The sequence below is a fragment of the Bacillus cereus group sp. MYBK95-2 genome (assembly GCF_051915225.1).
Lineage (GTDB): Bacteria > Bacillota > Bacilli > Bacillales > Bacillaceae_G > Bacillus_A > Bacillus_A cereus.
Map to the genome: position 1 here is coordinate 685,904 of NZ_JBQAEH010000002.1, position 25,976 is coordinate 711,879.

Here is a 25,976-nt window from a genome sequence, read left to right on the forward strand (position 1 = left end):
AATGAGAACTCGTATTGAAAGAACTGAAGAAATGGTAGAGCAACTTCCGTTGGTAAGTGTATTAATTCCTACATATAATCGTCCTAGTTACTTTGAAAAGGCGTTATGTAGTGTGTTAGAACAAACGTACCCTAATATAGAAATTATAGTTGGAGATGACAGCACGAATGATGAAACAGAAAAATTGTTACAAAAATACTTATGTGATCATTCAAATATTATTTATATAAAAAATAGGTCAACTCTCGGACAATTTGAAAATGCGTTAATGTTATTTAATGAAGCGAACGGTGAGTATATAAATTTTTTAATGGATGATGATGTATTTCATGTGAATAAAATTGAAAAAATGATGAAGTATTTTTTCAATGATTTAGATAATGAAATTAAGCTTGTAACATCTCATCGTCAAGTAATTGATGATAAAGGGAAAGAACTGCGACATATTTATTCGACTGTCCGTTTATTTGAAGAGGATACCATTATAGAGGGAACAGAATTAGGAAATAAGGTAATTGTGGATCAAAAAAATTACATTGGAGAACCGACAACAGTTTTATTTCGTAAAAATGATTTACAAGAACCATATGGGATTTTTGATAAGAGGCGGTATTTATGTAACGTAGATATAGCTTCATGGTTATCTTTATTAAGTAAAGGAAAAGCAGTATATATAGCAGAGACACTGAGTTACTTTCGATTACATCCAGATCAACAGTTAAATGAATCTAATAAAATGATGGATGGGTTAGAAGATTTTTCACACAGTATTATAGCAGGAGAACAATATGGTTTCTTATCCACCGAAAAAGAGTTAGACAAAGCGATAACTAATTTTCTAGATTATGCAAGAAGGATAGTTCCATCATCAATATTATATACATTAGACTATTACCAAAAAATTAGAGCGAAGAAAATAAACATAGAAAAGAAAAAACAACATATAAATAATAATTCTTCATTACCGAAAGTAAGTATACTTATTCCTGCATACAATAGACCTTATTACTTGGAATTAGCACTCAACAGCGCTTTGAATCAAACATATGAAAATATTGAAATTATTATTTCTGACGATAGTACAAATAATGAAGTCAATGCTATGATTCAACCGTACTTACGTGAATATGAGTGTATTACATATGTTAAAAATGAAACGCCGTTAGTTGCCGAAAACTTTAATAAGTGTGTAGAACTTGCGAATGGGGACTATATAAACTTTTTATTAGATGATGATTTATTTCATCATGAAAAGATCGAGAGAATGATGAAATACTTTTTGACGTTAGAAAATATTTCATTTGTGACGTCATATCGTGAACTAATTGATGAGAATGGAGAGATATTACCACCTTCAACATTAAATATGAAAATCGCGAAAGAAACTACACTTTTCGAAGGAAAAGAATTAGGAAATTATATGTTAAAAAACTTAAAAAATGTAGTTGGTGAGCCGACAACTGTTTTGTTTAATCGGGATTTGTTTGACGGGAAGTTTGGATATTTTAAAGGAAAGGCTTATTCTGCTATTAATGACATTGCAACTTGGCTAGATATGATGAGGAAAGGAAAAGTAGTTTATATGCAAGAACCTCTTAGTTATTTTAGACAACATAGTGGACAAAATCAAAAACAAATGCATTTTATTTTAATGACAATTGAAGAGTGGATTGAATTAATTATAGATGCATATAATAGTGGATTTTTAAGCTCCGAAAGTGAGTATAAAGAGAGTTTATCTTATTGTTTAGAAAATGCGGGATTTATAGTTAAGGATGCAGTAAGAAATGGCGAACTAGATCAAATTTATAATGAAAAGATAAAAAAAGGGTTAAACAAGTTAGTTGCTCATATGTTTGAGAAAGAATCTTGTTATTGTCAATATTGCAATCAACAATTTGAAAAATTTTCACCTTGGCCAGCGCATTATGATTTTCCGAAATATAAATTTGAGATGTGGAATAAAGATACAGGGATATGTCCAGTTTGCAATTCGATGGATCGTGAAAGATTGTATCGTGCGTACATTGAAACGGAAACGGACTTGTTAAATAGAAACTATACAATGCTTCATATTGCACCTGAAGCGAAGTTAAGAGATTGGTTTAACGAGTATAAAAATATTACGTATGTATGTGGTGACTTAGAACCAAAGGATCCATTAATGAAGGAAATTGATGTTACAAGGATTACATATGATAGTAATACTTTTGATGTAATATTATGTAGCCATGTGTTAGAACACGTTCCTGATGATGACAAAGCAATGCGAGAGTTATATAGAGTGTTAAAGCCAAATGGATGGGGAATTATTCAAGTACCGATCGTAATGAATGTAGATTTTATTATAGAGAATGAATTAATTGTAACACCACAATTGAGGAAATTAGCTTTTGGTCAAGAAGATCATGTGAGAATTTACAATCAATCGGGATTTATTCAACGATTAATGAATGCAGGATTTAAGGTAGAATTATATAACATAGCGGAAAAACAAGGAATGAAAAGTGCTAGGAAGTTTGGATTATCTGAAACAGATATGCTCTATATTGTCCGAAAATGATAGGAAGGAATAGATAGATATGGAGAATATTCCTTTTTTACGTGCTTCAACTGTACCTGTAAGTGAGTATTTGGACGAATTGAAGGAAATTGATACATCTCACATATATACGAATTATGGACCTATAAATCAACGTTTTGAGGAAACAATTATGTCGTCATTTTTTCAAAACAGGGGAGCTGTTACAACAGTAGCAAACGCAACGTTAGGGTTAATGGCGGCTATTCAACTAAAGAAAAGAAGAAAGGGAAAGTATGCTCTCATGCCTAGCTTTACATTCCCTGCGACTGCCTTAGCCGCTATTTGGTGTGGATTGGAACCGTACTTTATTGATATTTCAATAGATGATTGGTATATGGATAAAACCGTACTTTTGGATAAAATAGAAGAATTAAAAGAAGAGGTTGCGATTGTTATCCCGTACGCCACTTTTGGATCATGGATGAACTTAGAAGAATATGAAGAACTAGAGAAGAAGGGGATTCCGGTTGTCGTAGATGCGGCGCCGGGATTTGGATTAATGAATGGAGGGATGCATTACGGTCAAGATTTTAGTGGAATGATTGTATATAGCTTTCATGCAACAAAGCCGTTCGGAATTGGTGAAGGAGGGCTCATATATAGTAAAAACGAAGAAGATATACAACGTATTAAAAGAATGGGGAATTTCGGATTTGATAAAAATCGTGAATGTACGATGATGGGGTTTAATTGTAAAATGTCTGAATACGCAGCAGCTATTGGGATAGCGACTATAAAAAAGTGGGATCAAAAATTAAAAGAACGCAGCCGTATTTCTGAATGGTATAAACAGTTGTTACAAAATACTGGGTTAATGAAAAAAGGGTGGAAAGTCCAAAAGACAGAAGCGGTTATTCACCAATTTATGCCTATCATTTGTCCAGAAGAAGTTCGCAATATACAAGTAATAGAAGAACTGAAAAAACAGAAAATAGAAGCTAGATTATACTTTTCACCATCTTGCCACCAACAAGTTCTTTTTAAAAACTATAAGTCTACAGATTTAACAAAGACGAATAAAATAGCAAAACGAATCGTAAGTTTACCTTTATGGGAAGGAATGACGAAAGAACTAGTAGAGCAAATTGTAATCTGTTTAGAGCAGAAGGTGGTGTCGGTAGATGAATAGTTTTTATAGTCAAGAAGAACTAAAGCAAATTGGATTTTTATCTGTTGGGAAAAATGTATTGGTTAGTAAAAAAGCAAGTATATATAATCCGAGTGCTATATCAGTTGGCAATCATGTAAGAATTGATGATTTTTGCATTTTAAGTGGTAAAATCACAATTGGAAGTTATTCGCACATATCAGCGTATACAGCGTTATATGGAGGGGAAGTTGGGATTGAAATGCATGATTTTGCAAACATCTCAGCTAAAACAATCGTATATGCAGTACTTGATGATTTCAGTGGAAATACATTAATGGGGCCAACCGTCCCGAATCAATATAGGAATGTGAAAGCAGAAAAAGTTATTTTAAAAAAACATGTGATTATTGGTGCTAATTCTATTATTTTTCCAAATGTAACGGTAGGAGAAGGTACGGCAGTCGGTGCGATGAGTATGGTAAAAGAGAGTTTAGATGATTGGTATATTTACGCTGGAGTTCCCGTAAGAAAAGTAAAACCTCGTCAAAAAAAGATGCTAGAGTTAGAAATTGATTTTTTAAAAAGCATTCATTCTTAACAAAAAAGAATGAATGTTTTTTATTTTTATCTCGCTATTTGCCGGGCAGTAAGACCCTACCTCAAAATTCAGCGGAAGTAAAGAAGTTAGGTGGGGATCGGGCTGATAGCCAGTGGGGGATGAACAAAATCCTCACTGATTAAACTTTCACTTTATGATAGAGCAGAGAGTATCTTAACTTATTGTGTTTTAAATTTTGCTGACCAAGGCAATACTGAGCCATAGTGAATGTAAAGTTGGAGGGCGAGCGTATATGTTTGATGAAGATGGGATTGTTTTAATTATGGAACCAGCTGATGAAAGAAACTTGAGGAGATTTATTTTTTCAGTGCCAAAGTCAGTGTATGAAAAGAAGGGGCTTACATTACACTATGGAACAGCTATAGGACAAGGCTATATGGATATAATTGAAGATATTATAAGCGTACATATAGAAATAGATGTTGTAACGATAATAGGGCATGTAAGAGGATAAATAGCTATTTGAAAAAGGTTATAAACAATTTAGCTAGAAGTTATGTATAGAGAAAATTACAGACAATGATAAAGACGAAGGGAGTCTAAAATGAAAATAAAAACAATTTTATTAGTATTTATAGTTTCAATTGGTTTAATGGGATGTTCAATAGTGGAAGAAGGAAAGAACTCCATAGATTATGCTCAAAAGGCGACAGACTATGTAAATGAAATAAGTGCATTTGCAAATGATGCACCAGCATTAGCAGAAAAGGCCGTTAATGATAGCGAGGCTCGAAAAGAATTAGAAACGAAGCTTAGTGAAATTAAACAAGATATACCCGCATTTAATGAATTAACGCCACCTGATGTAGCAAAGGATATTCATCAACAAATCGTCGGATATAACGAAAAGTTAAATACGTTAATTGATACGGCGATGACAAAGATAGAAGAAGGAAAAGTGGATGTAGAGCAATTTAAAAACTCTGAGCTTATGCAGACGGTAGATCAAGTTCGAGATTTGAAAGATAAAGTGCAAAATTTAGGTCAATAGTAAAAAGCTCCGTTTGTGATAAACGGAGCTTTTTACTATTGGATACAATAAACGATTACACCAACGATAATAATCATGTTGCCGATGAGTTTACGTTTCGTTATTTTTTCTCCTAGGAAATACCAACCAAAAATTAATATGATGATATAACTTAAGGATTCTAATGCTGATGCTTGTTTTAATGCCATGCCCTTCATGGCGATAACATTTAATCCGGCGTTAATTACAAATAAAGAGTAGCCGATAATAACATAAGGATTCACATATTCTTTTATTCTAGAATCGTATTGTTGCAAAGTAGCTTTTTTTAATAATATTTGTGAGTAATTAGCTAAAATTATCCCGAAAATAAATAATAACATATAACTATTCATCTTTTGTCACCACCACAATTCCGACGATAATAATAGCTGCACCAAGTAAATGATTCCACTGAATCGTATCTCCAAATAGAAATACTGACCAAAGCATTGACCACAGTATAATAATCCCGCGATGTGAATATGCTTTTGAAATTTCGAAATGTTTAATTACTTGTTGCCATAAAATTGCATATCCGAATAAAAGTATAACTAATCCGAAATAAGCAACAAAAAATGAGATGGAAGCAATGGGGAATTTAGCTGCCCATTTCATGTAAACCATAATGATAGAATATATCAAAAAAGCTACATGTAAAAATACGTAATTTTTAATAGTTGGTTTCATTTATTCACTCTCTTTTGCATATAAATATATATTTATACCTAATTTTTCTAGTGTTAGATATTGGAACATATTTTGTTTAATCTTTCACATTCCAAATTATATAGTATCATGGCTTTTATTGTAAAACAATAGAAGCTATGCATTCATTTTTTCCAAGGTTCTACAATATGTATCGTTTTATTTGTTGCATCCAACTCTACTTGAACACCGATAGGCATGGTAATCATTGGATGTGTATGACAACAATCGAAGTCAGCTAGAAAAGGAATTCTTTGATTTTGAAGTACTTCTAGTAGTATTTCAAAAGGTTTTCGATTTGTACCACAATCATCAAATTGCTCATGTTTTCCAAGAATGATACCTGAAATTTTATCGAATACACCGTTAATTTTAAGTAATGAAAAGCTTCTTTCAATAGTAGCTGCATCTTTTGAACTGTCCTCAATGAAGAGAATGTCGCCTTCTTGAATATGTGGCATATAGGGGCTACCCCAAATTCCTTGTATCGTGTTTAAATTCCCGCCAATAATACGCCCAGTAGCTTTTCCATCAATTACTGAAATCCAATCGTTTGGTCGAAGTTCTTTCTCCTTTGTCTTTTCTTCCCAATTAATAAATTCATCTGACCAAAATAATGGTTGTTTTATATGATAAGGAAGAGAATGATCATGTAGTAAAGTTTCAGCGAAATATTTGTATGTGCAATCAACAAAAGGTTCAAATTCGCCAAAGGAAGGGACGAGAGCTGGTCCATAAAATGTAGGGATTCCTGTTTTGGTGTAAATTGCTAGTAATAAAGCAGTTGCATCTGAATACCCAATCATTATTTTAGGGTTCTTTAGAAAAGCATCATAATCAATATAAGGTAATATTGAATTTGAATTCATCCCACCAATTGTTGACATAATACAAGAAATATTAGGATTTCTTATTAAGACATTTAGCTCCTCAGCACGCTCTTGTATACTACCAGAACGATAAAAATCATATCGACCTGTTAATGAACCTTCTAATATATGAAACCCTTTCTGTTGTAAGTAAGATTTTGCTCGTTCAAATCTCTTTGGTGAAGTGTAGGTTACTGGTGAAGAAGGGGAGTAAATCCCAACTGTGTCTCCGTATTTTAATGATTTTGGAAGTAGCATTTGTATGAATCCCTTCTATTAAATAGTTTATCTCGCTATTTGACGGGTAGCCTGATTGGTGGGGCTGATTAAAGTTTCGCTTTATTTACGAGATTTTATTATTAAATATTCTTACGTTTCAATATTGTAAGTTTAACATAAATAAATTAAAATAATCATTGCTGTACTATGAATAAATATACCTTTTACCTTGACTGTATAAAGGAATTGTTGATAAGGTTAAATGTGAGTGTATAAAAGGTTTGCTAAAGGAGTTTTGAAATGAATCGGTTAAAATGGGGAAGGATGACAGTCCTATTAGTCATTATTTTAGGGATATGTTGGTTCTTATTCCAAGGAAATCAAAAGAGCATAGCGAATGTAGAGGGACAACCTTTGCAAGTGGCAGAACTACCTAAAGCAGGATTTACTGAAAAAGTAGTCCCGCCAAAGTACATCCCACCAGAAATTAACGCAAAAGCAGCTATGATTATCGATGCGAGTGATGGAGATATTATTTATCAATATAATGAAAATGAAGCTTTTGCACCGGCTAGTATGTCTAAGATGATGACAGCGTATCTCTTACTAGAGAGTATACATAACGGGAAAGTTCGCTGGGAAGATCCAGTAAAAATGAGTGCGAAGGCGGCACAAACAGAGGGAGCGAGAATCCCAGTACAAGTTAATGATACATTAACTGTTAAAGATTTATATCATGCATTAATGATTGAGTCAGCTAATAATTCAGCTGTGGCTTTAGCAGAACATATGGCAAAATCGGAGAAAGATTTCGTTCAGCTTATGGATGCAAAAGCGAAACAGTTAAAAATGTCGGAACATGCTAAATTTGCAAATGCTTCTGGATTACAAGAGCCAGATGGAAGTGAAACAAAAATGACGGCTGCTGATGTAGCGCAATTGGCATATCATCTTATAAAAGATTATCCGGAAATATTAGAAGTGACTCACTTACGCCAAAGTCAGCTAGCATTTAATAATATTAATGTTATAAGCACAAACGACATGTTAAATAAAAATAATAAAAGTTTATATATAGAAGGAATGGACGGACTAAAGACTGGATTTACAGATAGTGCAGGATACTGTTTTACTGGGACTGCAAAGCAAGGTGATAATCGAATTATTACAGTGGTCATGGGGACATCAAGTAAAACAAAACGTTTTACAGAGACAAATAAGTTAATGTCGTATGCATTTGGATTAGTTAATTAAGTAAGTAAAATACGAATCTAGATCGCTACATAAGTAAGACTGTTTGTTGTTACTAATTTTAGATAACAACAAACAGTCTTTTTATTTTAAAAAGGAAAAAGCTTCTAAATACAAGTGTTATCATTTGAGTTTATTTGTTGCTGTGATATTATAAAGTTATAAGCTTATTAATAATAAGTTTGAGGGGCGTAATATGATATATACATATGAAATAGCCTCAATTGAAAATTGGAGGGAATTATGATGGCAAAAGATTTTTACTCAGCAATTGAAGACAGAAGATCTATTTATGCAATTAGTAAAGAGCAAGTAGTTTCTGATGAGAAAATTCAAGAAGTGATTTATCATGCTGTAAAACATACACCTTCAGCTTTTAATTCTCAAAGTGCTCGCGTTGTTGTTTTATTAGGAGAACAACATGATAAATTATGGGATATTACGAAAGAAACGTTACGAAAAATTGTACCTGAAAATAACTTTGCACCTACTGAAGAAAAAATGAATGCATTTAAAAGTGGTTATGGAACGGTTTTATATTTTGAAGACAGTGAAGTAGTGGAAAGCCTTCAAGCAAACTTTGCATTATATAAAGATAATTTCCCAACTTGGTCTCAGCAATCATCAGGAATGTTACAATTTGCAATTTGGACAGCTTTAGAAATTGAAGGGTTTGGTGCTACGTTACAGCATTACAATCCACTAATTGATGAAAAAGTGAGAAAAGAGTGGGATGTTCCAGCAAATTGGAAACTCACTGCGCAAATGCCATTTGGTAAACCGGTAGTACATGCTGGTGAAAAAGAATTCCAACCGTTAGAAAACCGTGTGAAAATTTATAAATAAAATAATTTGATAAAAGGTGAACAGGAATATAACCTGTTCACCTTTTTTTATACGTAATAAGGGTTTTTTTGTCCGGCATTTTTCATCTGATTTTTTAATTCATTTTTACGTGTTTCAATAGCTGATACTTTTTGTAATGTTATCATTGAAACGAATTGAATAAAAGCATAGTATAGCTCTATATTTTTTTGTATTGGATCATCTATTATATTTCTCACAAATATGCCTCCTCTTTTTATTCCAATAAAAATCCGCATTAACGGGCAGCCCGAGTGGTGAGGATTAAAAATTAGCGGAGGATGTATAAAACCCTTACTGATTAAAGTTTCATTTTATAAAATGAAACTTTAATCAGTTCGCTAAAATTCTTTTTTATTAAGATATGTATATAATACTATAAATATCCTATAAATTCCATTATCGGAAAAAGAGAACAGTTGGTATAGTGTGTGTTTTCTTTAAAGGAGAAATGGCTTTTGTGAAATAAATCTTACAATTCGTCAAATTATTTCAAAATTGTAGATAGTATAGAAATTTAGTTTTCTAAAAATATTATACTATTGATAAATAGAGTGATTTTTGTCATGATGAAAGTATACTTTATGTAAGGATCTTTATAAGGAAATACATACTTGAGTTTGTATTAGGTTAATAGAATTTTTTATAATAGATAGAAAAGGGATATTTTATATTAAAATATTAAATAGAATGTCGAATTTTTATGCGATATATAAGAAATTTGAAAAAACCATTGCAAAAACACTATGTTTAATGATAAAGTTCACATGAAGTTCACACGGATTTCACTTTGTTCATTTAAAATGAACTACGTGTGAAAAATAAAACTCTTGCTAAAAAATGGAACTGGATGAATATTTTACTTTGATAATATTGTAAAGTATTAAAGTTTTAAGTTTTTTTAAGAGGATAGTAGGGAAAGGAAGTAAAGACAACTTATGAAAAAAGTAATTGCAGGTTTAGCAGCAGCTTCTGTAGCTGGCGTTGCAGTTCCAGGAATGGATTCTGCTCATGCACAAGTTTCAAATGAAGCGCTAAAAGAAATTAATGGACAAACTCAAACTCAAACGACTGTAACTGAAACAAAAACTGTAGAAACAACTTCTGAATTAAAATACACAGTAACTGCTGATGTATTAAATGTTCGTTCAGGTGCTGGTACAGGACATAACGTTATTTCTAAAGTAAAATCAGGCCAAGTGCTACAAGTAGTTGGACAAGAAAATGGTTGGTTCAAAGTAAACGTAAATGGTCAAACAGGTTATGTAAGTGGTGACTTCGTAACGACTGGTGGCAAAACAGGAACGACTGTTCAACAAGGAACAGGTACTTACACAGTAAACGTTTCTTCACTTAACGTACGTACAGGCCCAAGTACATCTCATACAGTATTAGGTTCTGTAAACAAAGGTAAAACAGTACAAGTTGTAGGTGAAGTACAAGATTGGTTTAAAATCAACTTCAATGGTGGAACTGGATACGTAAGCAAAGACTTCGTAACAAAAGGTGGTTCTGCTGTATCTAACGAAACAAAACAACCAACTACAAACAACAATACTACAACAGTTCAAACTGGTGGTTCTTATGTTGTTAACACTGGTGCTTTAAAAGTACGTACAGGCCCAGCTACATACAACGCTGTAATCGGTGGAGTAACAAATGGTAAAGTATTAAACGTTACTGGTGCTGAAAATGGTTGGTACAAAATTAACCATAACGGCCGCACAGGTTACGTAAGTGCAGACTTCGTTAAGTTTGTAAAAGGCGGAGTAAACAACGTTACAAATAACAATAATGTTACAAATAACGTTCAACAACCAGGTAAAGACGTACAAAAACCAACAACAGGTGGAGATACATCTTCAATCGCTGGATTCGCTAGATCTTTAAATGGTTCACCATACAGAACTGCTGGTACAACACCTGCTGGTTTTGACTGCAGTGGATTCATTCACTACGTATTAAATCAAACTGGTCATAAAGGCGCTCGTCAAACAGTTGCTGGATACTGGAGCTCTAAAACAAAAACTAGCAATCCACAACCAGGTGATTTAGTATACTTCCAAAATACTTATAAATCAGGTCCTTCTCACATGGGTGTTTACTTAGGAAACGGTCAGTTCATTAGTGCAGAAACAGATGCAACTGGTGTACGTATTAGTTCTGTAAGTAACTCTTACTGGAGCAAGCACCTATTAGGTTACACAAAAGCATACTAAGAAAAAGTAGTTTTATATACTTTTCGTATAGAGAAAAGGCTTTCCAAGGAAACTTGGGAAGCCTTTTTATAGTTGAATAAATTGGAAGTTTAATAGTTTTTATTTTAACTTTCCATTTAAAAATCGATCATATAAGTCATGGAAATAGTTAGGACGAAATAAGTTCGCTGCATGTCCTGCTAAAGGTATTTCCCTATATAGAACGTTAGGCAAAATAGATTTCAAATCAAATAGACAAGATTTATAGAGATGATCATGCTCTCCCATTACCCATAGTATAGGGTGAGGAAGTGATTTTAATTTAGATTTTAAATCGAATTCTAACCTATGTCGTAATGACTGGGCAATTATGGATGAATGTAATTGTAATCCGAAACGGTAGTAAATATTTCTTGAAATGACTGCGAACGGATTTGCTTTTAGTATACCACTTGGAAAAATAGTATTTGCGTATTGAGAGAGCCATTTAGAGTATTCATCTCCTCGCTTCTCCCAAAAATTTTGAAATACATTATATAAACGAGAAGGGTTATTGTAATGTCCTCCAATATGACAAATACTTAATACTTTTTCTGGATGCATTTGTGCAAAAATTGTAGAGATGTAACAGCCGTAACTTAGCGCACAAATATGTGCTTTTTTAATACCTTCATGCTCATATAAGTTTAATAATTGATCTACGAGGCGCTGTAATGAAAAGTCGATTGCTTCTCCTTTATCATCACCGTGACCTAATAAGTCATAAGTTATAATGTTGTAGGAGGAAGAAAAACGTTTTTGCTCCTTTTTGAAGGCGCGACGATTGCCAACTAATCCATGAATAAAAATAATTGTTTCCTTTTCAGAATGTATATTTGTTTGCAAAAAGGATACTCCTTTCACTAACTGGAGATTTATATCGTGTTGTAAATTATTTATCTATAATTTACATAGAATAATATTAAGTACCAGGTAATAATATCAGATATTTATATCTGTTGTAAAGATGAGTTTTTATGTATATTTTGTAAAAATAGAAAAAGTGTGTTTACATTCAGTTTACATTTGTATCGTATTCTAATTTTAGAAAGAACAGTTTGGTTTAACACGAGGAGATGAACAGGAATGGAAGTTAGAAATGAAATGAAGAAAAAAGGGAGTTGGAGGCAGTTTTTACGCCTTATTCAAGATACAAATCCTCCGAAAGGAATTTTAGTTTTTGCGTTATTAATGAGTTTGCTTTCTACGGGAGCGAGTTTATTTATTCCTATGCTTACAAAAGGATTAGTAGATAATTTTTCGCTTTCTTCAATTAGTGCAGGACAAATTGTTGGATTAGTTGCTTTCTTTGTAATGCAAACTATTGCGGCAGGGTTGTCTATATATTTACTAAATTATATTGGGCAGAAGATTGTAGCGGGACTAAGAGAACGTTTGTGGAAAAAGGTACTTATCTTGCCGGTATCTTATTACGATCAAAATAGAACAGGTGATACAATTAGCCGTATGACGAATGATACAGGTGTAGTGAAAACGTTAATTTCTGAGCATTTGTCAAACTTATTAACAGGTGGTATTTCAATTGTTGGATCGTTAATTGTATTATTTGTTTTAGATTGGAAAATGACTGCGTTACTTTTAACGGTTATTCCGTTGTCTGTATTAATTTTAGTTCCACTTGGACGAAAAATGTATAAGATTTCAAAAGCGCTTCAAGATGAAACGGCATCTTTTACAAGTGTGTTAACGCAAGTGTTATCAGAAATTCGTTTAGTGAAATCTTCAAATACAGAAAAAAGAGAATATGAAACGGGTAACACAGGTATACAAAAGTTATTACAATTTGGTTTGAAAGAAGGGAAAGTGCAAGCATTAATTTCGCCAGTTATGTCGTTTGTTTTAATGGCACTACTTGTTATTATCGTAGGATATGGCGGGATGCGAGTTTCTAGCGGTGCATTAACAACCGGTGAACTTGTAGCGTTTATTTTGTATTTAGTTCAAATTGTAATGCCGATGAGTCAATTATCTATGTTCTTTACACAATTCCAAAAGGCAATTGGTGCAACGGAAAGAATTAGTACGATTTTAGAATATGAAGTAGAAGATCATGAAACTGGTGTGAAAGTGACAAATGCTAAGCAACCGATTGTTCTTGAAAATGTACATTTTGAGTATAACGAAGAAGAGCAAGTTTTGAAAAATATTGATTTCACAATTGAATCTGGAAAAGTGACAGCGATTGTAGGACCAAGTGGTAGTGGGAAAACAACGTTATTCTCATTATTGGAACGTTTTTATGAGCCAACTAGTGGCGCCATTAAATTAGGGGAAGAATCAATTACGAGTTATTCATTAGAGTCATGGCGACGTCAAATCGGTTACGTATCACAAGATAGTCCGTTAATTGATGGAACAATTCGTGATAATATTTGTTACGGTGTTGAGGGCGAAGTAACGGATGAAGAAATTGAAAAAGTAGCAGCAATGGCATATGTTGATGCATTTATTCATGACTTACCAAACGGTTATGCAACAGAAGTTGGAGAACGCGGTGTGAAACTTTCTGGGGGACAAAGACAGCGAATTGCCATTGCTCGAGCGTTACTGCGAAATCCGCAAATTCTTATGTTAGATGAGGCGACTTCAAGTTTAGATAGTAAATCTGAGTCTGTCGTTCAAAAAGCGTTAAATAACTTAATGAAAGGCAGAACAACATTAGTGATTGCACATAGACTTTCTACTGTTGTAGATGCAGATAAAATTATCTTTATTGAAAAAGGGAATCTTACAGGTAGTGGTACGCATGATGAATTATTACAGACGCATGACATGTATCGTGAGTTTGCAACGCAGCAATTGAAAATTAAAGAGGGTGCATTATAAAATGAATCATCAGTGGGATTTTACTCCACTGATGATTCATTTTAAAAAAATATATTAGATGCTAAGTAGAAAGGAAATGGTTCCTTTGATACCTAAAATTTTAATAGTAGACGACGATCCACACATTAGAGAACTCGTTTCTGTATTTTTAGAACGAGAAGGTTTTCAAACATATGAGGCAATTGATGGAGTAGATGCACTTCAGAAAATGGATGACGTAAAAGTCGATATGGTTATTCTTGATATCATGATGCCAAATATGGATGGATTTGATGTATGTTTTGAATTAAGAAAATACTATGATATCCCGGTTCTGATGCTAACTGCCAAAGGGGAAACATCACAAAAAGTAAAAGGATTTCACCTTGGGACAGATGATTATCTTGTAAAACCATTTGATCCTATAGAACTAGTAGTGAGAGTAAAGGCATTATTAAAACGTTACCAAATTACAGTTTCGCAATCGATTCAAGTTGGAAATGTATTATTAAATCGTAAAACATTCGAAGTTACATGTGGAGAACAAACGGTTACGTTACCGTTAAAAGAATTTGAGCTGCTCTTTACTTTAGGGGCTAAATCGGGAAGAACTTGTTCGAGAGAGCAATTAATTGAAGAAATATGGGGATATGATTTTGAAGGGAATGAACGTACACTAGACGTTCATATTAATCGGTTACGTGAGAAGTTTCAAGAAGAGCAGTCGAAATTTAGTATTAAAACAATAAGAGGATTAGGGTATCGCTTAGAGGTAAGTAAATGAGAAAAAGAAAACGAATGAGTAAGTTGAAGATGCTGAAAGTATTTGGAGCGGTATTAGCGCTCTTTTCTTTTCTTACTATAATTTGGTCTATCGCATTTTATGTAGCAACTAGTATATTGAATGCTTTTGACGTAAACGTATCGCCGTTTGTTGCCTTTCTAATTAGTGATATGGTCGGTTTTGTATTTATTATTCTTATTTGGACATTGATTGGAATATTAATGAGGCCAAAACGAGAGGCAATGATTTGGACTATTATTGAACCGATACAAAAAATTGCAAAAGGAGACTTCTCCGTAAAAATACGAAATGAAGAAAAGTATGATGGCGAAATTGGCGTGCTCGTAAAAAGTATAAATGATATGACAGATGAACTGAATGCGATGGAGAAAATGAGACAAGAGTTTGTATCAAATGTTTCTCATGAAATACAGTCACCATTAACTTCTATAAAAGGATTTGCTAGAGCACTACAAGACGATAATCTTTCTGAGGAAAAAAGAAAGCATTATCTTACCATTATTGAAACTGAAACAACGAGATTATCTAAACTAAGTCAAAATTTGCTAAAGCTAACTCTTTTAGAATCAGAAGAGTATACACCAGAAAGAGTGAGCTATCGATTAGATCAACAATTAAAGCAAATTGTGTTAAATAGTGAACCACTCTGGGCTGAAAAAGAAATTGAGTTAGAATTAGATTTAGAAAAAGTATATGTTATTGCTGACCAAGAAAGTATGAGTCAAGTGTGGATTAATTTAATTCATAATAGTATTAAATTTACTCCAAGCGGTGGTACGATTACTATTCAGTTAAAGGAACATGAGACAGTAGTGGAAGTGCGTATCCGTGATTCAGGAATTGGTATATCAGAAGAACAGAAACAACATATTTTTGAGCGTTTTTATAAAGCGGATTCTTCACGAAATCGTGCCTATGGGGGAAGTGGCTTAGGTTTAGCTATTGTAAAGAAAGTACTCGACCTTCATCAAGGAGAGATAAAAGTGGAGAGTGAGGAAGGAAAAGGTACTGAATTTATTGTGCGTATGCCAAATCATGAAGAGAAATAGTGTTAGAAGGAGAACCTTCTAACACTATTTCTCTTTAAAAATGCATTTACCGTTACTGCAATTATATTGATAAGCTTTTCCTTCGCTATTCATACGATATGAGTAATCGGATTCTTTATCTTTCTTAAAGTCAACGTATGCTTCCACACCGTTTTTATCGTCATCTATATCAATGAATTGAACGTGTCGTATAGAATAATCTTTCTTTTCTCTTAAACCTCTTCCTTGCAAGTTTGTATGAATACCATCTACTAACTGGTCAAACAACGACCAGTTTAAATTAAGATGTTCAAATGACTCAGTGTGTCTTCCTAAAATACCGTTGTCTTGTATTATTTTTTTATTATCATCGTATGTATAAGAGTAGGTGAAATATGGTTCGTCTTTATATACTACTGTTGCATAATAGCCAATATTATAAAGGGGAGTATATTTTCCGGTTATGTTTTGTATTTCTTCTTGCTTATAACCTTTTTTAATATGGAGATAATGGCTAGTATCTTTTTCTATTACTTTATAATTTAGTGGGTTACCAAATATAAAGTACAGTGCAAACAATATGATACATAGTCCGACTGCAGTTAGTAACAAGAACCATTTTTTTCTTTTCATACTCATACACTCCCCTATGCTGGATTTGTTTTTATTTTACATGAATAATGGTAAAAAAATGAAACTTATAAATAAAACCTTTCTATAGTTACCTACAAGTAACCTACGCACATGAAAGTGCATCATTGCCTTTTTACATAAACATAGATACAATTTTAATATAATACATAACTGAGATGATTAAGGAGTGTTATACTTGGCAGAATTATTACAAGGTAAAAATGCTTTAATTACAGGAGCAGGTAGAGGGATTGGTCGCGCTGTAGCAATCGCATTAGCGAAAGAAGGCGTAAATGTAGGCTTATTAGCTCGTTCAGAAGAAAACTTAAAAGCTGTAGCGAAAGAAGTAGAAGCAGAAGGTGTAAAAGCCGTTATTGCAACTGCTGATGTTTCTTCATACGAAGAAGTAACAACTGCGATTGAAACGTTAAAAAATGGTTTAGGATCTATCGATATTTTAATTAATAACGCTGGTATTTCTAAATTCGGTAAGTTTTTAGAACTAGACGTTGCTGATTGGGAAAAAATCATTCAAGTAAACTTAATGGGTGTATACTATGCAACTCGTGCAGCTTTACCGAGCATGATTGAACAACAATCTGGTGATATCATTAACATTTCATCTACAGCAGGACAAAAAGGCGCACCTGTAACAAGTGCATATAGTGCTTCTAAATTTGGTGTCCTTGGCTTAACAGAATCGTTAGCGATGGAAGTTCGCAAACATAACATTCGTGTAACAGCTTTAACTCCAAGTACAGTAGCAACTGATATGGCTGTAGATTTAGGATTAACTGATGGAAACCCTGATAAAGTAATGCAAGCAGAAGATATTGCAGAATTTATCGTAGCGCAGCTGAAATTAAATAAACGTACATTTATTAAATCTGCTGGGCTTTGGTCTACTAATCCATAGGAATTAAATTTAACTTTAAAAGAAGGGATATCTATTCTATAAGGGGTAGATGTCCCTTCTTTATTTTTTGTATTCAAGACAGAATTTTCGGTATAATTAAAAGTGAATGGTAGAAAGCATTGGTAAATTGAAAGGAATGGCAGTTGTAAAAGAGTGATGTAAGGAGGGAAAAGGAATGAAAAAGAAGTTTCAAAAATTATAACGTGTATCGTGTATAACGAGACTAGCTCGTGGACCTCCAATATACATAACACTATATTGTATATTAAAAAATTGGAGGCTATAAGTAGATGAGAACTGAAAAAGAAATGTTAGATTTAATTATAAATACAGCAATAGAGGATGAAAGAATTCGAGCTGTCATCATGAATGGATCGCGTGTAAATCCAAATGTGAAAAGAGATTGTTTTCAAGACTATGATATTATGTATGTTGTAAATGATATACAATCTTTTACGTCTAATCATAATTGGATTCATAGATTTGGAGAAATAATGATTGTACAAATGCCAGAAGAAATGTCGTTAGTTCCACCAGATGAAGACGGGAAGTTTCCATATTTAATGCAGTTCATGGATGGGAATCGGATTGATTTAACGCTAGTTCCAGTTGAGTTAATAAAAAAGTTCGTTGGACAAGATAGTTTAAGTAAACTGCTTCTTGATAAAGATAATTGTCTGGAAGAATTCCCGCCAGCAAGTGAGAAGGATTACTTAGTAAAAAAGCCTACAGAAAAAGAGTTTTTAGATTGTTGTAATGAGTTTTGGTGGTGTAGTACAAATGCGGCAAAAGGGTTATGGAGAGAGGAACTTTCTTATGCAAAAGGAATGCTTGAAGGACCAGTGCGAGATATGTTCATCGTAATGCTAGAATGGCATATTGGTATGAAAACAGACTTTACAGTTAATACAGGGAAGTTTGGAAAGCATTTCGAGCAATATATTGAAAAAGATATGTGGGTGCAATTTAAAAGAACATTTTCTAATGCAGAATATGAAAACATATGGGAGTCATTCTTTGTCATGGGTAATTTATTTAGGGAAGTGGCGAACGAAATCGCTAACAAATATGAATATCAATATCCGCAAGATGATGATGATAAAGTGACGAACTATTTAAAACATGTGAAAGCTTTGCCAAAAGATAGTACATCGATTTATTAATAATAGTAAGCAGTAAGACTGTCCTAATTAAGGACAGTCTTATTTTTGTTTATGAATAACAATTTATCTAACAAAGTGCAGATGAATCACATATGAAAATTTAGGGAGGTTTTTTATCATGTATTATTTTTATTCGCCAGAAATGTTTGCTCCATATCAATGGGGACTAGAACGAGATGTTTCGTATGCTTATATGCCATATAACTCATTTTATTACGGAGGCTATATAAGCGCATTGCCATACGCATATATCCCTCAAAGCTATGAATTACAAATGAAAGCAGATGATCGTGGATCGTGGACACCATTTACATGGGTTGAAAAATATGCGTACGCATTTTCAGGACCGTATAATAAAGCGGAAGTAGCTCTTACATTTGATGATGGACCAGATTCAGAATTCACGCCAAAAATATTAGATAAGTTAAAACAACATAATGTAAAAGCTACTTTTTTCTTACTTGGTGAAAACGCAGAAAAATTTCCGAATGTAGTAAAGCGTATTGCAAATGAAGGGCATGTAATTGGTAATCATACGTACAGTCATCCGAATTTAGCGAAAGTAAATGACGCTGAGTACCGTAATCAAATTATAAAAACGGAAGAAATATTAAAACGTTTAGCCGGCTATGCTCCTAAATTTATACGTCCACCGTATGGTGAAATACTTGAAAATCAATTGAATTGGGCAACTGAGCAAAATTTTATGATTGTACAGTGGAGTGTTGATACAGTTGATTGGAAAGGTGTAAGTGCCGATACGATTACAAATAATGTGTTAGGGAATTCATTTCCAGGTAGTGTCATACTGCAGCATTCTACTCCAGGTGGGCATTTACAAGGATCTGTTGATGCACTAGACAAAATCATTCCGCAGTTAAAAACGAAAGGGGCACGTTTTGTAACACTTCCAAGTATGTTCCAGACATCGAAAGAAAGAAAGTGAATGTTTTATAAATTGGAAAAATAAGGGTTGTGTCGTATGATGAAAGTGTAAGTTAGGGGGGATATAATTGATTGATGCACTAGTAAACATAGGAATAAGCATATTGATTGGTATTATTTTTATACTTGCGGCAATTATTCTTCAAAAAAATCCACCGACCGATATTAATGCGGCATATGGTTATCGTACGAAACGATCTATGAAAAATAAGGAATTATGGGATGCGGGTAACAGGTATAGTGCAGAAGTGATGAAGCAAAACGGATTTATCATGATGTTAATTGGAAGTGTTATTAGTATACTGTTTAGATATCCATATACAATAATAGTGATTATGGTGGTTATGGTATTGTTAATCATTCGCTTATTTATACGAGTAGAGAACAGATTAAAGACAATTGAACAATGATGATAAGGAAAATAGGACTCTCAGTCAATGATAGATAGGAGTCCTATTATATTTACAAACTATTATTTTTTAGTAGTTCTTTTCCTTGTGCAACAACAAATTCATAGTATGCAAGATCATACGGATAAATATCTTCAAATGTTATCGTAATCGGTTTATTGTTTAAGACTGAAATCGTTTTTAAAGATGAAATCTCTCCATTTAATAGTTGTAGAAAAGAAGTTGCATGTACTTTCATCACATCGTCTACTTCTTCACCTGGTGCGAATGGAAGTGGATTGATGACATTGTGAAAATACATATGACAAAATTCACGATCAGTAAGATTCGAAATTTCATAGTCTATTTTAAAGATTCCTTTGTATACTAAATCAGTAGTTTGAAAGGAAAGCCCCAATTCTTCTTCGATTTCACGAAGACCACCAATTTGTACATCTTCATCATGCATAATATGTCCAGCTGAAGTAATATCCCATATACATGGAGCTTCTTTTTTATTTTTAGAGCGTAACTGGAAATATAAGAATATATCTTTAGCATCTTTTTCTACAAACCAACAGTGAAATGTTTCGTGCCAATCACCGTCACGATGCACTTCATCGCGTAATTTCTTCCCAAGTGTATTTCTTTCAGAATCAAATATTGTTAACCACTCTGTCATTTTAATTCCCCTTTCTGCAAATTTTATTATACAATATTCGTATTGAATTTTGGGAAAATAAAGAAAAAGGGGCGATTATAAGTGGAGATAGAGCGTATGGAAATAAAATCGATTATTTCAACAGAGGAAGAGTTACGAAAAATATTGGGGCAACCAAGTGAGCGAGCATTGAAAAAAGTTATTTCATCATTAGACCACCATTGTGTAGATTTCCTTTCTAAATCTCCTTTTCTAGTATTATCTACTGCAAATAAGTTGGGGGAGTGTGACGCCTCGCCGAGAGGAGACGCACCTGGATTTGTATACGTACTCAATAATAATAAAATTATCATTCCAGAAAGACCAGGAAATCGTCGTATAGACTCCATTTTGAATATTATTTCAAATCCACGTGTAGGACTAATCTTTTTTATTCCAGGTCTTGGGGAGACACTCAGAATAAATGGCCGAGCATATATTACAAACGACGAAGAAATTTTGAAAGAAATGCAGGCGAATGGACGCAATCCGTTACTTGGAATTGTTGTTGAAATAGAAGAGTGTTACATTCATTGTGCAAAAGCGTTTATTCGTTCTAAGATGTGGGAATCAGAATCTTGGTTAAATAAAAAAGAGTTACCTTCAGCAGCAAAAATGTTGCTGGAGCATGCGAAAGTGAATACTTCAGAAGAAGATGTTGCACGTTCTTTAGAAGAAAGTTATACAAAAAGATTGTATTGAAAATTTTATTGATATAGTTTTGTAAGGTGGGTATGTACGGGTTTTAGAATGGGGAATTTATCCCGCATTAACGGGCAGTAAGATTCCTACCTCAAAATTCAGCGAAAACAAAGAAGTTAGGTGGGGATCAACTGCCCGTAAAAGCCTTCACTTTATATATGAACCGTTGATTTATAAACTGGAGAAATGACAAAATAGGTAAATTGAGTGGCAGTTGCATAATGCTATTGTGAAATATAATAAAAAGTTATTTTGAAAATAGTTAGTAAAAATAGGCTTGCTTTTTAAAAAGTTGATAACTATAATAAGTTAACAAATAGACATGAACGAAAAAGTAACGATAAGGACAAGAAATCATTTTTACGGTTTACAGAGAGGGAAGCCAAGGGTGTGAGCTTCCTAACACGAGAAATGATTTTACCACCTTTGAACTTCAATAGTGAACGAGTAATCTAGTAATTATTGACGGTATCAGCCGTTATCTGAACTTGAGCAATCTAGGGAGAAATACGTCTAGATTGGAACAAGGGTGGAACCACGAAAACACATTCGTCCCTTTCCTAGGGATGAGTGTGTTTTTTTACGGATTTAGAGATTGAAAATTTAAAATAATTAAAAAATAGTATTGATTTTGTTTTTTAGGCGAGTATAATGAGTTAACAAATAAACATGAACGAAAAAGTAACGATAAGGACAAGAAATCATTTTTACGGTTTACAGAGAGGGAAGCCAAGGGTGTGAGCTTCCTAACACGAGAAATGATTTTACCACCTTTGAACTTCAATAGTGAACGAGTAATCTAGTAATTATTGACGGTATCAGCCGTTATCTGAACTTGAGCAATCTAGGGAGAAATACGTCTAGATTGGAACAAGGGTGGAACCACGAAAACACATTCGTCCCTTTCCTAGGGATGGGTGTGTTTTTTTTATTACTTTGAAGGGAGGTGCGGTAACATGAAACGATTTATAAGTACGGAAATAACCACCACCTGCATGACAAAAAAGCAGAGTAAGGTGATTTATAGGTGTAACAATTAAACTTTTAGGAGGAGATTAGAAGATGAATAACGTTATAAATGTTGGAGTATTAGGTTTAGGTACGGTCGGAAGTGGTGTTGTTCATATTTTGAAAGAACATTATAAAAAAATCGCTCTTGATACAGGATACGAAGTGAAAGTGAAAACAGTCGTTGTACGTGATTTGGAAAAAGAACGCGATGTTTGTATTGACGGGATTGCAGTCACAAGTCATGCAGATGAAGTTCTAAATGATTCGAATATTGATATTGTAGTAGAGGTAATGGGCGGAATTGAAGAAGCGAAGCAGCATATTGTTAAGGCTTTACGAAATAAGAAACATGTCGTGACAGCAAATAAAGATTTAATGGCTGTATACGGTGCAGAGCTTCTTCAACTGGCGAACGATAATGATTGTGATTTATGTTATGAAGCGAGCGTAGCAGGCGGTATTCCAGTGTTAAGAGGACTAACTGACGGGCTAGCATCAGATCAAATTGAAAAAATAATGGGAATTGTAAATGGTACAACAAATTATATGTTAACAAAAATGAGTCAAAATGGGTGGTCTTATGAAGAGGCTTTACAGGAAGCGCAAAAATTAGGTTTTGCAGAATCGGATCCGACAGCAGATGTAGATGGACTAGATGCGGCGAGAAAGGTAGCAATTCTTGCAAACTTAGGTTTTTCGATGAATGTTTCATTAGATGATGTGCAAGTAAGAGGGATTCGAAAGGTCGAAAAAGAAGATTTACAAATGGCTGAAAAGTTAGGATTTACTATGAAGTTAATTGGGAAAGCAGAAAAACAAGGATCAGCCATTCATTTAAGTGTAGAACCGACGCTTTTACCGAGCCAGCATCCATTATCAAATGTGAATAATGAATTTAATGCAGTATATGTTCACGGTCAAGCGGTAGGAGAAGTAATGTTTTACGGACCTGGAGCTGGAAAGTTGCCAACTGGTTCTGCTGTAGTAAGTGATATTATTTCCATCGTTAAAAATATGAATCAAGTGCCGAAAAATAAAAGTGCGTTAAAAGAACCAGTTCCTTATGAATTACAAGGTGATGAAGAAGTAGTTTCGAAATATTTCTTGCGTATTTCATTACGAGATGAGCCTGGGATGTTACGAAAAATAACAGAATGTTTCGTTAATTACTCTGTAAGTTTAAAAGAAGTTATTCAATTACCTTTAAACCGTGAACTGGCAGAAGTTGTTGTTGTGACACATCGAACTTCCAAGTATCAATTCGAACGAGTTTTAGGAGCGATAGAAGCTGTCGCAAGTGAAATAAACAGTTACTACATTATTGAGGAGGAAAAACAATATGTATAAAGGACTATTGAAACAATATGCTTCTTATTTACCGGTGAATGAAAACACACCTGATGTCAGTTTAATGGAAGGAAATACACCTCTTATTCCGTTATTAAATATATCAAAGCAATTAGGGATTCAGCTATATGGTAAGTACGAAGGAGCGAATCCGACAGGTTCTTTTAAAGATCGTGGTATGGTGATGGCAGTTGCTAAGGCGAAAGAAGAAGGTTCAGAAGCAATCATTTGTGCATCAACAGGTAATACATCAGCATCAGCTGCAGCATATGCGGCACGTCTTGGGATGAAATGTATAATCGTAATCCCTGAAGGAAAGATTGCGCATGGAAAATTAGCGCAAGCGGTCGCTTATGGAGCTGAAATTATTTCAATAGAAGGGAATTTCGATGATGCACTTAAGGCTGTAAGAAATATTGCTGCAGAAGAGCCGATTACATTAGTAAATTCAGTGAATCCTTATCGAATTGAAGGACAAAAAACGGCAGCATTTGAAATTTGTGACCAATTGCAAAATGCACCAGATGTTCTAGCTATCCCTGTTGGGAACGCAGGGAATATTACAGCATATTGGAAAGGCTTCTGTGAATATGAGAAAGAAAAAGGTTATAAGAAGCCAAGAATTCATGGCTTTGAAGCAGAAGGAGCAGCGGCAATTGTAAAAGGGCATGTAATTGAAGAGCCTGAAACAATTGCAACAGCAATTCGCATTGGTAACCCAGCAAGTTGGTCGTATGCAGTAGAGGCTGCCGAGCAGTCTTGTGGTGAAATAGATATGGTATCAGATGAAGAAATTTTACATGCGTATAGGTTATTGGCAAAAACTGAAGGAGTTTTCGCTGAACCGGGATCAAATGCTTCATTAGCTGGCGTAATTAAACATGTTAAATCTGGAAAAATCAAAAAGGGAGAAACAGTTGTTGCAGTATTAACTGGAAATGGTTTGAAGGATCCTGATATCGCTATTTCTTCAAATCAACTAGACATCGCAAGTTTGTCAAATGATATAGAACAAATTAAAGATCATATTAAAGGGGTGATTATGTCGTGATACCATTAAGTGTTCGTGTCCCTGCTAGTACGGCAAATGTTGGTCCTGGATTTGATTCAGTTGGAATAGCTTTGTCATTGTATTTAGATGTGGTGGTTAAAGAAAAAGCTGATAAATGGCAAGTAATCCATTCCTTTGAAGAATCAATTCCGACAGACGATAAAAATTTAATCGTTAGCACGGCATGTAAAGTCTGTCCTTCTATATCACCCCATATAATAGAAGTTACTAGTAATATCCCATTAACAAGAGGGCTAGGAAGTAGTGCATCAGCGATTGTAGCTGGGATAGAACTTGCGAATCAACTAGGCAATTTGAACTTAACTGCTGATCAAAAAGTTCAAATTGCTACAAATTTTGAAGGACATCCTGATAATGTTGCTGCTTCTATATTAGGTGGAACTGTAATCGGAGCACTTGATGGAAAGGATATTTCCGTCGTAAGAATTGAGAGCAAGGAGTTAGGGGTAATTTCTCTTATTCCGAATGAAGAATTAAATACAGATGAAAGTCGATCTGTATTACCAAAGATGTTTCCGTTTCATGAGGCAGTTAAAGCTAGTGCGATAAGTAACGTATTAGTAGCTGCATTATGTCAAAAGCGGTGGGAAGTTGTAGGTGAAATGATGGAGAGAGACCATTTTCACGAGCCATATCGTTTAGAACTCGTACCGTTATTACCATCTATTCGTAAATGCGCAAAAGAATTTGGTGCGTACGGTACAGCACTTAGCGGTGCGGGACCATCTATTTTTATATTAACGCCATATGAGAAACGTCAAGAAATCGCTGAGCAATTAGCGAGAGTATTTACAGATATGAAAGTATGTGAGCTTGAAATCGACCATAAAGGTATTATTGTAAATAAGGAAGAGCATATTGGATCGTAAAGAAAGCTGGCATGGCTAGCTTTCTTTACGTTGCGAACCTATTTTAAATTAGGTTTTTTCGGAAAAAAATATAAAACAAATGTTGATTTTGAATAATGTAAGTAAAGAGTGCATTCATTT

At 33.9% G+C, this 25,976-nt stretch carries 26 protein-coding genes and 2 other annotated features; of the genes, 19 read left to right on the plus strand and 7 right to left on the minus strand.

Annotated features, from left to right (window positions below):
• Position 1: 1 nt before the first annotated feature.
• The 5 genes from ACTFN4_RS10455 to ACTFN4_RS10475 all read left to right on the plus strand — a co-directional run bounded on the left by ACTFN4_RS10455 (position 2) and on the right by ACTFN4_RS10475 (position 5,284).
• On the plus strand, positions 2-2,563 hold the full coding sequence (locus tag ACTFN4_RS10455) for a glycosyltransferase (protein ID WP_001260412.1): 2,562 nt from the start codon (positions 2-4) through the stop codon (positions 2,561-2,563).
• A gap of 19 nt (positions 2,564-2,582) precedes the next feature.
• Complete coding sequence (locus ACTFN4_RS10460) at positions 2,583-3,713, plus strand: DegT/DnrJ/EryC1/StrS aminotransferase family protein (protein ID WP_000427964.1); 1,131 nt, start codon at positions 2,583-2,585, stop codon at positions 3,711-3,713.
• A complete protein-coding gene (locus ACTFN4_RS10465; protein WP_001084195.1) occupies positions 3,706-4,272 on the plus strand; it encodes an acyltransferase in 567 nt (188 codons plus the stop codon). Before ACTFN4_RS10460 ends, ACTFN4_RS10465 begins: the two co-directional genes overlap by 8 nt.
• A 253-nt stretch (positions 4,273-4,525) precedes the next feature.
• On the plus strand, positions 4,526-4,747 hold the full coding sequence (locus ACTFN4_RS10470) for a hypothetical protein (RefSeq protein ID WP_000459099.1): 222 nt from the start codon (positions 4,526-4,528) through the stop codon (positions 4,745-4,747).
• Between the two features lie 90 nt (positions 4,748-4,837).
• Positions 4,838-5,284 carry a DUF6376 family protein gene (locus ACTFN4_RS10475; protein ID WP_025687202.1) on the plus strand — a complete coding sequence of 149 codons (447 nt, stop codon included), beginning with the start codon at positions 4,838-4,840 and terminating at the stop codon, positions 5,282-5,284.
• A gap of 35 nt (positions 5,285-5,319) precedes the next feature.
• Here ACTFN4_RS10475 and ACTFN4_RS10480 read toward each other — a convergent pair whose 3' ends face one another.
• The 3 genes from ACTFN4_RS10480 to ACTFN4_RS10490 form a co-directional block, all read right to left on the minus strand.
• Entirely contained in the window at positions 5,320-5,658 is a 339-nt protein-coding gene (locus ACTFN4_RS10480; RefSeq protein ID WP_001089868.1) for an EamA family transporter, read from the minus strand.
• On the minus strand, positions 5,651-5,992 hold the full coding sequence (locus ACTFN4_RS10485; protein ID WP_000805125.1) for an EamA family transporter: 342 nt from the start codon (positions 5,990-5,992) through the stop codon (positions 5,651-5,653). Before ACTFN4_RS10485 ends, ACTFN4_RS10480 begins: the two co-directional genes overlap by 8 nt.
• A 143-nt stretch (positions 5,993-6,135) precedes the next feature.
• A complete protein-coding gene (locus tag ACTFN4_RS10490) occupies positions 6,136-7,137 on the minus strand; it encodes a S66 family peptidase (protein WP_000926333.1) in 1,002 nt (333 codons plus the stop codon).
• A 261-nt stretch (positions 7,138-7,398) separates the two neighbouring features.
• On the opposite strand from ACTFN4_RS10490, the gene ACTFN4_RS10495 reads away from it, so the two are divergent.
• Positions 7,399-8,352 (plus strand): D-alanyl-D-alanine carboxypeptidase family protein, encoded by a 954-nt coding sequence (locus ACTFN4_RS10495; protein ID WP_001080870.1) that lies wholly within the window; start codon positions 7,399-7,401, stop codon positions 8,350-8,352.
• A 240-nt stretch (positions 8,353-8,592) separates the two neighbouring features.
• Positions 8,593-9,195: a nitroreductase family protein gene (locus ACTFN4_RS10500; RefSeq protein ID WP_025687201.1), complete on the plus strand. Its 603-nt coding sequence runs from the start codon at positions 8,593-8,595 to the stop codon at positions 9,193-9,195.
• Positions 9,196-9,242: 47 nt separating this feature from the next.
• On the opposite strand, the gene ACTFN4_RS10505 is transcribed toward ACTFN4_RS10500, so the two are convergent.
• The gene (locus ACTFN4_RS10505) at positions 9,243-9,413 is read right to left on the minus strand and encodes a hypothetical protein (RefSeq protein WP_001244279.1); all 171 of its coding nucleotides are present in this window, start codon (positions 9,411-9,413) and stop codon (positions 9,243-9,245) included.
• Between the two features lie 738 nt (positions 9,414-10,151).
• On the opposite strand from ACTFN4_RS10505, the gene entFM reads away from it, so the two are divergent.
• Complete coding sequence (gene entFM, locus ACTFN4_RS10510) at positions 10,152-11,432, plus strand: enterotoxin EntFM (protein WP_000755521.1); 1,281 nt, start codon at positions 10,152-10,154, stop codon at positions 11,430-11,432.
• A gap of 99 nt (positions 11,433-11,531) precedes the next feature.
• Here the strand turns inward: entFM and ACTFN4_RS10515 are convergent, their stop codons facing one another.
• Complete coding sequence (locus ACTFN4_RS10515; protein ID WP_290102322.1) at positions 11,532-12,296, minus strand: alpha/beta fold hydrolase; 765 nt, start codon at positions 12,294-12,296, stop codon at positions 11,532-11,534.
• Between the two features lie 240 nt (positions 12,297-12,536).
• Here ACTFN4_RS10515 and ACTFN4_RS10520 point away from each other — a divergent pair, with 240 nt between their 5' ends.
• The 3 genes from ACTFN4_RS10520 to hitS all read left to right on the plus strand — a co-directional run bounded on the left by ACTFN4_RS10520 (position 12,537) and on the right by hitS (position 16,130).
• Positions 12,537-14,297 carry an ABC transporter ATP-binding protein gene (locus ACTFN4_RS10520; RefSeq protein WP_000453882.1) on the plus strand — a complete coding sequence of 587 codons (1,761 nt, stop codon included), beginning with the start codon at positions 12,537-12,539 and terminating at the stop codon, positions 14,295-14,297.
• An 85-nt stretch (positions 14,298-14,382) separates the two neighbouring features.
• The gene (gene hitR, locus ACTFN4_RS10525) at positions 14,383-15,060 is read left to right on the plus strand and encodes an envelope stress response regulator transcription factor HitR (protein WP_139372016.1); all 678 of its coding nucleotides are present in this window, start codon (positions 14,383-14,385) and stop codon (positions 15,058-15,060) included.
• Positions 15,057-16,130, plus strand: coding sequence for an envelope stress sensor histidine kinase HitS (gene hitS, locus ACTFN4_RS10530; RefSeq protein ID WP_259591261.1), 1,074 nt, complete (start codon positions 15,057-15,059; stop codon positions 16,128-16,130). Before hitR ends, hitS begins: the two co-directional genes overlap by 4 nt.
• 24 nt (positions 16,131-16,154) lie before the next feature.
• Here hitS and ACTFN4_RS10535 read toward each other — a convergent pair whose 3' ends face one another.
• A complete protein-coding gene (locus tag ACTFN4_RS10535; protein WP_006929137.1) occupies positions 16,155-16,748 on the minus strand; it encodes a DUF3139 domain-containing protein in 594 nt (197 codons plus the stop codon).
• Positions 16,749-16,938: 190 nt separating this feature from the next.
• On the opposite strand from ACTFN4_RS10535, the gene ACTFN4_RS10540 reads away from it, so the two are divergent.
• The 4 genes from ACTFN4_RS10540 (at position 16,939) to ACTFN4_RS10555 (ending at position 20,176) form a co-directional block, all read left to right on the plus strand.
• Positions 16,939-17,658 carry a 3-ketoacyl-ACP reductase gene (locus ACTFN4_RS10540; RefSeq protein WP_000818985.1) on the plus strand — a complete coding sequence of 240 codons (720 nt, stop codon included), beginning with the start codon at positions 16,939-16,941 and terminating at the stop codon, positions 17,656-17,658.
• 290 nt (positions 17,659-17,948) lie between these two features.
• Entirely contained in the window at positions 17,949-18,821 is an 873-nt protein-coding gene (locus ACTFN4_RS10545) for an aminoglycoside 6-adenylyltransferase (protein ID WP_439962280.1), read from the plus strand.
• Positions 18,822-18,939: 118 nt separating this feature from the next.
• The gene (locus tag ACTFN4_RS10550) at positions 18,940-19,767 is read left to right on the plus strand and encodes a peptidoglycan-N-acetylglucosamine deacetylase (RefSeq protein WP_439962281.1); all 828 of its coding nucleotides are present in this window, start codon (positions 18,940-18,942) and stop codon (positions 19,765-19,767) included.
• A 67-nt stretch (positions 19,768-19,834) separates the two neighbouring features.
• The gene (locus ACTFN4_RS10555) at positions 19,835-20,176 is read left to right on the plus strand and encodes an SdpI family protein (RefSeq protein ID WP_439962282.1); all 342 of its coding nucleotides are present in this window, start codon (positions 19,835-19,837) and stop codon (positions 20,174-20,176) included.
• Between the two features lie 52 nt (positions 20,177-20,228).
• Here ACTFN4_RS10555 and ACTFN4_RS10560 read toward each other — a convergent pair whose 3' ends face one another.
• On the minus strand, positions 20,229-20,837 hold the full coding sequence (locus tag ACTFN4_RS10560) for an NUDIX hydrolase (protein WP_000141378.1): 609 nt from the start codon (positions 20,835-20,837) through the stop codon (positions 20,229-20,231).
• 81 nt (positions 20,838-20,918) lie between these two features.
• On the opposite strand from ACTFN4_RS10560, the gene ACTFN4_RS10565 reads away from it, so the two are divergent.
• The 4 genes from ACTFN4_RS10565 to thrB all read left to right on the plus strand — a co-directional run bounded on the left by ACTFN4_RS10565 (position 20,919) and on the right by thrB (position 25,856).
• A complete protein-coding gene (locus tag ACTFN4_RS10565) occupies positions 20,919-21,557 on the plus strand; it encodes a pyridoxamine 5'-phosphate oxidase family protein (protein ID WP_000402142.1) in 639 nt (212 codons plus the stop codon).
• Between the two features lie 328 nt (positions 21,558-21,885).
• Positions 21,886-22,117: a binding site (T-box leader), on the plus strand.
• A gap of 115 nt (positions 22,118-22,232) precedes the next feature.
• Positions 22,233-22,464, plus strand: a binding site (T-box leader).
• A 155-nt stretch (positions 22,465-22,619) separates the two neighbouring features.
• Complete coding sequence (locus ACTFN4_RS10570; protein ID WP_439962283.1) at positions 22,620-23,915, plus strand: homoserine dehydrogenase; 1,296 nt, start codon at positions 22,620-22,622, stop codon at positions 23,913-23,915.
• Positions 23,908-24,966, plus strand: coding sequence for a threonine synthase (gene thrC, locus ACTFN4_RS10575; RefSeq protein WP_000276434.1), 1,059 nt, complete (start codon positions 23,908-23,910; stop codon positions 24,964-24,966). The genes ACTFN4_RS10570 and thrC overlap by 8 nt, the downstream gene beginning before the upstream one ends.
• Positions 24,963-25,856, plus strand: a complete 894-nt coding sequence (gene thrB / locus ACTFN4_RS10580) for a homoserine kinase (protein WP_000612682.1) — start codon at positions 24,963-24,965, stop codon at positions 25,854-25,856. Before thrC ends, thrB begins: the two co-directional genes overlap by 4 nt.
• Positions 25,857-25,976: the final 120 nt, after the last annotated feature.

Coding starts and splice junctions, on each gene's coding strand:
- entFM (WP_000755521.1), top strand. CDS start 10,152: ATGAAAAAAGTAATTGCAGGTTTAGCAGCAGCTTCTGTAGCTGGCGTT.
- ACTFN4_RS10470 (WP_000459099.1), top strand. CDS start 4,526: ATGTTTGATGAAGATGGGATTGTTTTAATTATGGAACCAGCTGATGAA.
- ACTFN4_RS10535 (WP_006929137.1), bottom strand. CDS start 16,748: ATGAGTATGAAAAGAAAAAAATGGTTCTTGTTACTAACTGCAGTCGGA.
- ACTFN4_RS10475 (WP_025687202.1), top strand. CDS start 4,838: ATGAAAATAAAAACAATTTTATTAGTATTTATAGTTTCAATTGGTTTA.
- ACTFN4_RS10480 (WP_001089868.1), bottom strand. CDS start 5,658: ATGAATAGTTATATGTTATTATTTATTTTCGGGATAATTTTAGCTAAT.
- ACTFN4_RS10455 (WP_001260412.1), top strand. CDS start 2: ATGAGAACTCGTATTGAAAGAACTGAAGAAATGGTAGAGCAACTTCCG.
- ACTFN4_RS10545 (WP_439962280.1), top strand. CDS start 17,949: ATGAGAACTGAAAAAGAAATGTTAGATTTAATTATAAATACAGCAATA.
- ACTFN4_RS10500 (WP_025687201.1), top strand. CDS start 8,593: ATGATGGCAAAAGATTTTTACTCAGCAATTGAAGACAGAAGATCTATT.
- ACTFN4_RS10550 (WP_439962281.1), top strand. CDS start 18,940: ATGTATTATTTTTATTCGCCAGAAATGTTTGCTCCATATCAATGGGGA.
- ACTFN4_RS10570 (WP_439962283.1), top strand. CDS start 22,620: ATGAATAACGTTATAAATGTTGGAGTATTAGGTTTAGGTACGGTCGGA.
- ACTFN4_RS10485 (WP_000805125.1), bottom strand. CDS start 5,992: ATGAAACCAACTATTAAAAATTACGTATTTTTACATGTAGCTTTTTTG.
- ACTFN4_RS10520 (WP_000453882.1), top strand. CDS start 12,537: ATGGAAGTTAGAAATGAAATGAAGAAAAAAGGGAGTTGGAGGCAGTTT.
- ACTFN4_RS10495 (WP_001080870.1), top strand. CDS start 7,399: ATGAATCGGTTAAAATGGGGAAGGATGACAGTCCTATTAGTCATTATT.
- ACTFN4_RS10465 (WP_001084195.1), top strand. CDS start 3,706: ATGAATAGTTTTTATAGTCAAGAAGAACTAAAGCAAATTGGATTTTTA.
- ACTFN4_RS10560 (WP_000141378.1), bottom strand. CDS start 20,837: ATGACAGAGTGGTTAACAATATTTGATTCTGAAAGAAATACACTTGGG.
- hitS (WP_259591261.1), top strand. CDS start 15,057: ATGAGAAAAAGAAAACGAATGAGTAAGTTGAAGATGCTGAAAGTATTT.
- thrC (WP_000276434.1), top strand. CDS start 23,908: ATGTATAAAGGACTATTGAAACAATATGCTTCTTATTTACCGGTGAAT.
- ACTFN4_RS10460 (WP_000427964.1), top strand. CDS start 2,583: ATGGAGAATATTCCTTTTTTACGTGCTTCAACTGTACCTGTAAGTGAG.
- ACTFN4_RS10490 (WP_000926333.1), bottom strand. CDS start 7,137: ATGCTACTTCCAAAATCATTAAAATACGGAGACACAGTTGGGATTTAC.